Genomic DNA, 6628 nt, shown 5'->3' with positions numbered 1-6628 from the left:
CGGGGGTCCCGCCAGGTGTCGGGGGAGCCGTTCTCGCCGGCGACCGAGGAGAAGCGGATCAGCATCTCGGTCTCTACGCCGGGCTGCAGGAACGCGGCCTTGGTGTACTTGGAGACGTCCTCGGACGCGGTGAACTTACCGAACGCGCCGCCGCCCTTGGCGTGCACTACACGCTCCGGGACACGCTCGCGGTTGAACTGGGCGAGCTTCTCGATCAGGTAGTGGTCGGTCAGGATGATGGCGCCGTCAGCGCCGACAGCCTTCGAGTGTGCATCGGACGTGACGGGAGCACCGGACTGTGTGGTGGACACAGCGGGCGCAGAGATGTTCAAGGTCATCTTTCTCCTTTGGTTGGGTTTGTTGCTTAGTTTCGTTCGGCGGGTAGCTTTTGGGTGCGCTGGCAGTCCTGGCAGATGCCCTGGTACATAACGTCAGCGATCTGGATGGTCATCGGCTCGGAGTTTTCGTCCCAGTGCGGCGTGAGGCAGGGCGCATGGCCCACGGCGCAGTCCACGTCTTCCACGCGCCCGCAGCTGATGCAGATGGCGTGGTGGTGGTTATCGCCCACCCGCGTCTCGTAGAGCGCAGGGGAGTGGGGCGGTTCGAACCGGCGCAGCATATGCAGGTCCGTGAGGTCCCCGAGGACTACATACACGGATTGCGCGGTCATCTCAGGCAGCTCCTCACGGGCGGCGGCAAGGATGCTTTCGGCCGGCGAGTGCGGGTGGTGTTCGACGGCGGTGAGGACCGCCAGCCGCTGTTTGGTCACCCGGCGGCCGTGGGCGCGCAGGGCGGCTGCCCATGCATCCTGGCCGGCCTCGTGAACTGTCATAGCCCCATTCAAGCACTTATTATGACTAAATCACAATAAGGCGGGGCTAATCTCCGGAGAATGGAGCAACATTTCAAAGGGGTTCACGGCTTCACCGGCGGAGCGGCCCAGCGCGTGCAGCTCCAGGCGCCCGTCCGTGACGGCGGTATCCGGCACGATGCAACTGAGGCCGGCGACGGCCTGGCGAAGCGCCAGGACTTCCAACGCTGCGGCCAGCGCAAGTAGTTCCGCCGGGGCCACATCCTCGACGGACCCGAGGGGCCGTTCCGGGGACAGTACCGTGTGGTGGGACCCAGCCGGGGTCGACGGCGGCCATGTGCGGATGGCGGGCAGCGGCGCACCGGAACCCGGGCTCGCCTCCGGGTGTGCCGCCGAAGCTGCCGCCTTCAGCAACGCGGTGCGCAGGCCGGCGTCGTACTTGTCCAGGTCCTGGTCCGACGCGGGCTTCCTGCGCTGCGCAGGCAGGGAGAGTTGTTCCGCCGGGGTGACCGGTTCACCGTCCCAGCGGCCGAAAAGGTGGAACGTGGGGGTGGAGGATTCCGCCGCCGGCTCGCCGATCGAAGCGCCGAGCGAATGCCAGCGGTGTGCGAAGAGCAAAGTGCAGGTATCAGCGCCGAGGACGTCGGCCAATGCCCTGCGGGCAGCATTGTGGCAGCGCAGCCAGTCGGCCGCCGATCGGTGGTCCAGGGCCGTTGCCGGATCGCTGAGGCGGATCATCAGGTGGCCGGAAGTCAGCGGAGTGCGCGGCCGGGTGACCTCCCAGACCGACGAGCCGAAAAGCAGCCGCCTGGACAACTGCATGCGCACTCCCTCCACCGTGGTGATTCCCGCCCGGGACTCACCCCGAGACTATCAAGGCCAAGGTAAACACCCGGGAGCCCCGGTTCCGCAGGCGCCCGCGGCTAGAGTTGCCCAGTGGCAAAACTTCTGGCTGACCTCACCCCGCTGCGCGAAAGCCCCGATTTCCGCCGGCTCTGGCTCGGATCCGCCGTCTCCAACCTCGGCAGCCAGCTGACCCTGGTTGCGGTGAGCCTGGAGGTGTACCGGCTGACGCAGGACAGCCTCTACGTGGGGCTCCTGAGTATTTTCGCGCTGGTTCCCCTGGTGCTGGGCGGACTGCTGGGCGGCTCCATCGCCGATGCCCACGACCGCCGCAGGGTGGCCCTCCTGGCGACCAGCGTGCTGTGGCTGACCACGGCCGCGCTGGCCGCACAGGCCTGGCTGGCGGTGGGGAACGTGTGGCTGCTGTACGCTCTGGTGGCCGTCCAGAGCGGCGCGCAGGCCATCAACCAGCCGGCCCGCAGCGCCATCATCCCGATGCTGGTCCGCAAGGAACTGCTGCCGGCGGCCAACGCTTTGAGCCTGATCAGCTTCGGCCTGGCCATGACGGCCGGTCCGCTCCTGGCCGGCGTTCTGGTGGCGTGGGTCGGCTTCGGCTGGACCTACACGCTGGACGTGGTGAGCTTCGTGTTTGCCTTCTGGGCACTGCTGAAGCTGCCGCCCATGCCGCCGGGCAAGGAGGCGCACCGCGCCGGCCTCCGTTCCGTCGTCGAGGGTTTCCGTTTCCTGGGCACGCGCCCGAACCTGCGGATGACGTTCGTGATCGACCTCGTGGCCATGATCTTCGCCCAGCCGCGGGCACTGATGCCGGCGATCGGCGCGGTGATGATCGGGGGCGGCGAAGCCACCGTGGGCGTGCTCCTGGCGTCCACGGCTGTTGGTGCGTTCCTGGCCGGGCTGTTCTCCGGGCCGCTGGGCGGTATCCGGCGGCAGGGCAGCGCGGTGGTGTGGTCCGTTATGGGCTGGGGTGCGTCCATCGCCGGCTTCGGGCTGGTGGTGGTATTGGCCGGGCGCTCCGGGGTGGACGGTGTGACGTGGTGGTTGCTGCCCGCCGCGCTCTGCTGCGCATTGGCTGGCATTTCGGATTCCGTGAGCGCCGTCTTCCGTACCACCATCCTCCAGGCGGCGACGCCGGACCACCTGCGCGGGCGGCTCCAGGGCGTGTTTGTGGTGGTGGTGGCAGGCGGCCCGAGGATCGGCGACATGCTGGCCGGCGGCGGCACTAAACTTTTGAGTGAAGGTTGGGTTTTGTTGCTGGGCGGCCTGTTGTGCATCGCCGTGGCTTGGGCGGTGGCACGCTGGCAGTCCGGTTTCCTGAAGTACGACGCGCGGAACCCCGTTCCGTAGCGGCACGTTAGTCAGGAACAACGGGGGAACTTCGTGAGGAGGCACAGTGCATAATCACCACAACGGACTGAAGACCGCGGCGCTGTTCGGGGTGCTCTGGGCGGTGCTGCTGGGGCTGGGCGCCGTGATCGGCAGCAGCATGCGGAGCACCACCCCCATCTGGATCATGGCGCTGGTGGGCGTGGGCACCACAGCTTACGGGTACTGGAACAGCGACAAGATCGCCCTCCGGTCCATGCAGGCCTACCCCGTCACCGAGGAACAGGCCCCCCAGCTTTACCAGATTGTCCGTGAGCTCTCGGCCAAGGCCAGCCAGCCCATGCCGCGGATCTATGTTTCGCCCACGCCTGCGCCGAACGCCTTTGCCACCGGACGGAACCCGCAGAACGCCGCGGTCTGCTGCACCGAGGGCATCCTGCGGCTGCTGAGCACCCGCGAGCTTCGCGGCGTGCTGGGCCACGAGCTCATGCACGTCTACAACCGGGACATCCTCACGTCGTCCGTGGCTGCGGCCGTGGCCGGTGTGATCACCTCGGTGGGGCAGATGCTGCTGTTCTTCGGCGGCGGGGACCGGCGCAACTCCAACCCGTTCGCGATGCTCGCCATGGCCCTGCTTGCCCCGCTGGCGGCGATGGTGATCCAGTCGGCCATCTCCCGGACCAGGGAGTACGACGCCGACGAGGACGGCTCCGCGCTCACCGGCGATCCGCTGGCGCTCGCCTCAGCCCTGCGCAAGATCCATCAGGGCGTCCAGATGGTGCCGCTCCCGCAGGACCAGAAGCTGGTGAACACCTCGCACCTGATGATCGCCAACCCGTTCCGTGGCGGCGGCATGAGCAGGATGTTCGCAACGCATCCGGCCATGCAGGACCGCATCGCCCGGCTGGAACTGATGGCGCGCGGACCCCTCAGCTGAGCTGCCGCCGTCGTACTTCCGACGCGCAAAGTGGTTCCCGACGCGCAAAAAGGCTGGCGACACCCGTATATCGGTGTCGCCAGCCTTTTTGCGTGGCGTGTGGAATTTTGCGCGTCGAAAACGGCGGCCGCGGTCTAGCTGCGGAAGTTGACGAACTGCAGGTCGGCCTCGTCAAAGTCCTTCAGGAGGGCCATGGTGGCCTGGAGATCATCGCGGGACTTGGACGTCACCCGGAGTTCATCGCCCTGGATCTGGGACTTGACGGACTTCGGCGCCTCGTCGCGGATCAGCTTGTTGATCTTCTTGGCGAGGTCCTGGGCGATGCCCTCCTTGATGGAGGCTTCCAGCCGGTATTCCTTGCCGGATGCGTAGGGCTCGCCGGTGTCCAGCGACTTCAGGGAGATCCCGCGACGGATGAGCTTGGACTGCAGAACGTCCAGGACGGCGAGCACGCGCTCTTCGGAATTGGCCTTCATCAGGATCTTTTCACCGCTGAAATCGACCTCTGCGCCAACGCCCTTGAAGTCGTAGCGCTGGGCCAGTTCCTTCTGCGCCTGGTTCAGCGCGTTGGCAACTTCCTGCTTGTCTACCTTGCTGACGACGTCGAATGTGGATTCGCCTGCCATAACTGTCCTCCTGCTGATCGCCTGGATGCCCCTTCAGGGGCGGTGCTGTCTGCATTCCAGCCTAGTACGGATGGCGTCCAAGTGAAGGCCCGGGTCCGCTCCGCCCGATTCACAGTTTCCTCATAGCGGACACATGGCGGGAACGAAGTCTTGGGCCCCAGAGTTGGAGGTGTTGGAAGAGTTGCCCCGGAAGGAATCCGCCATGCACCAGAAAGCCGTCCGCTACGTCACCCGCTCGACTGCCGCGGCCGCCACCACGCTCGCCACCGCGGCCACCTCCGTCGCAGCCGCCGCGGTGGCCGCCTCGATCATCCTGAGCCCTGTAGCAGATGCTTCTTCCCGGCTGGACGGCGTCCACTCGGATCTGATGCGGGCGGTGCAGCTGAACCAGATCACCGAGGAGCAGGCTGCGAAGTTCGAAGCGAAACTGGCCGGACGCATTCTTGGTGAAGCCTGATTTTTGGCGGAATTCCGGGGTATTTGGCGGCCTTCGCGGCTCGATTCGATTCTTCGGCAGAAGTTCTGTAAAGTTGTCTTGCCCGCGGTTACTGGAAGCGAAACGGACTGGAAACAGCCGTTCTGAACATAGCAGCCGCGAGTGATCTTCTTTTGAAGTTCGGCAGATTACCCGAGCGGCCAAAGGGGGCTGACTGTAAATCAGCTGGCAACGCCTACGGGGGTTCGAATCCCTCATCTGCCACCCAAGGAAAAGTCTCCGGAACTACCAGGTTCCGGAGACTTTTCTGTTTAAGCGCTTGGACCTTATGGGCCAGGGCGGCCTTCCGGCAGAGCCATGTCCGCGGCTCCCGGCCTTGAAGGTTCGGAACCGCGGACAAGCCTAGGACCCTTGGTTGAGGGGACCCTAGTTGAGTCCGATCACCAGCATCTGGTTGGTTCCCGGGATGCAGGTCTGCAGGATGACCCGCGGGAAGCCGCCGAAGATCGCAGAGACATTGTTGGTGGTGCCCGGATTCGGCACCTGTCCGCGTCCGACTACGGTGTAGGTCCCGTAGCCCGGAATGCTGACAGTCTCGCCCACTCCGATCCCCGAGAACCGTGCCCACCCGCCGCAGAAGTCGTGCTCCGTGATGAAAAGGGCGTAGGCATCGGTCGGGGTGAAATGGATGGGGCCGATGCAGGCGTCCACCATGGACTGGCCGCCGGCACCAGCCACATAGATCGTGCGGACGGCAGGAGCCGGGGCAGGTGCCGGAGCGGGGGCTGGCGCCGGGGCCGGGGCGGGCGCCGCCGCTGGTGCCGGAGCAGCCGCGGGTGCGGGTGCCGGTGCGGCGACGGCGGGTCCCGTCAGCTTGAGCACCTGCCCGGGCACGATCGGTGAGTACACGCCCAGGCCGTTGGCCGCCAGCATGGCGTTCATGTCGACGCCGAAGCGGGCTGCTATGGCCCCCACGGTGTCGCCGGCTGCCACGGTGTACAGGTTGGACTCTTCCGGAGCCGGAGCCGGAGCCGGGGCTGGAGCCGGTTCCGGGGCAGGTGCCGGTTCGGCGGCCGGGGCTGGCGGCGCAGCGGCTTCGGGGACGGCGGCGACGGCCGCCTCCGGCGTCCCCGCACCTGCTGTCGCCGGCCTGTCTGCGGATTTGTCTGCTTCTGGTGCGGGTGCCGTCACTGCCTGGGCGTCGCTGACGCGGGACGTCTGCGCTGTGGCGGAGTATCCGACGGCAGTCAATGCGACTGCGGTGACTACGGCGCCCGCGGCCAGCAGTGTCCTCAGCCTGGTGGCGGTGGCGCTACTTTTTGTGGTGGTTGGGGCAGGTGAGCTGCCCCCGGAGTAAAGCTCGTTTTGATCCATCGGTTCCCCCCGAGAGTCAATTGCCTTGGGGTCAACAGGACAGCGGGCCCCAGGGTGGCGGTGCGCCGGAAGCCGGCCGCGTTGTAGTGCGGCCGCTGCATGGAGGCGCATGAAGTGACCTGCCGAAACGTTGAGTAATTTCGGAGGCCGAGTGATTAGACCCATGCCCACGTGGTGGCCATGTGTAATTCCGGAATGCTGCTTTCCCTAGGAATATCGAGTCTATGAATGGGGTGTAATCACTGCACGAGTGGGAA

General features: G+C 66.1%; 8 protein-coding genes and 1 tRNA gene. 4 read left to right on the top strand and 5 right to left on the bottom strand.

Going from position 1 to position 6628, the window contains the following annotated elements; translation table 11 throughout:
* The 3 genes from BS38_RS0104290 to BS38_RS0104280 all read right to left on the bottom strand — a co-directional run.
* A partial coding sequence (locus BS38_RS0104290; protein WP_028269679.1) for a catalase occupies positions 1–338 on the bottom strand: 338 nt, incomplete at its 3' end.
* A 26-nt stretch (positions 339–364) separates the two neighbouring features.
* Positions 365–832 (bottom strand): Fur family transcriptional regulator, encoded by a 468-nt coding sequence (locus tag BS38_RS0104285; protein ID WP_028269678.1) that lies wholly within the window; start codon positions 830–832, stop codon positions 365–367.
* Between the two features lie 30 nt (positions 833–862).
* The gene (locus BS38_RS0104280) at positions 863–1633 is read right to left on the bottom strand and encodes a hypothetical protein (protein ID WP_028269677.1); all 771 of its coding nucleotides are present in this window, start codon (positions 1631–1633) and stop codon (positions 863–865) included.
* A gap of 114 nt (positions 1634–1747) precedes the next feature.
* Between BS38_RS0104280 and BS38_RS0104275 the strand changes: the two genes are divergently transcribed.
* Both BS38_RS0104275 and htpX read left to right on the top strand, forming a co-directional pair.
* On the top strand, positions 1748–3019 hold the full coding sequence (locus BS38_RS0104275; protein WP_028269676.1) for an MFS transporter: 1272 nt from the start codon (positions 1748–1750) through the stop codon (positions 3017–3019).
* Positions 3020–3065: 46 nt separating this feature from the next.
* Positions 3066–3935, top strand: coding sequence for a zinc metalloprotease HtpX (gene htpX, locus BS38_RS0104270; RefSeq protein WP_028269675.1), 870 nt, complete (start codon positions 3066–3068; stop codon positions 3933–3935).
* A gap of 134 nt (positions 3936–4069) precedes the next feature.
* Here htpX and BS38_RS0104265 read toward each other — a convergent pair whose 3' ends face one another.
* Positions 4070–4561, bottom strand: coding sequence for a YajQ family cyclic di-GMP-binding protein (locus BS38_RS0104265; RefSeq protein WP_003804256.1), 492 nt, complete (start codon positions 4559–4561; stop codon positions 4070–4072).
* Positions 4562–4763: 202 nt separating this feature from the next.
* Between BS38_RS0104265 and BS38_RS0104260 the strand changes: the two genes are divergently transcribed.
* Entirely contained in the window at positions 4764–5018 is a 255-nt protein-coding gene (locus BS38_RS0104260) for a hypothetical protein (RefSeq protein WP_028269674.1), read from the top strand.
* A gap of 161 nt (positions 5019–5179) precedes the next feature.
* Positions 5180–5261, top strand: a tRNA-Tyr gene (locus tag BS38_RS0104255).
* A gap of 162 nt (positions 5262–5423) precedes the next feature.
* Here BS38_RS0104255 and BS38_RS0104250 read toward each other — a convergent pair.
* The gene (locus tag BS38_RS0104250; protein ID WP_028269673.1) at positions 5424–6371 is read right to left on the bottom strand and encodes a LysM peptidoglycan-binding domain-containing protein; all 948 of its coding nucleotides are present in this window, start codon (positions 6369–6371) and stop codon (positions 5424–5426) included.
* Positions 6372–6628 lie beyond the last annotated feature (257 nt).

Source organism: Arthrobacter sp. UNC362MFTsu5.1 (genome assembly GCF_000685965.1).
GTDB lineage: Bacteria > Actinomycetota > Actinomycetes > Actinomycetales > Micrococcaceae > Arthrobacter.
This window is presented reverse-complemented; position numbering and strand designations above follow the sequence as displayed.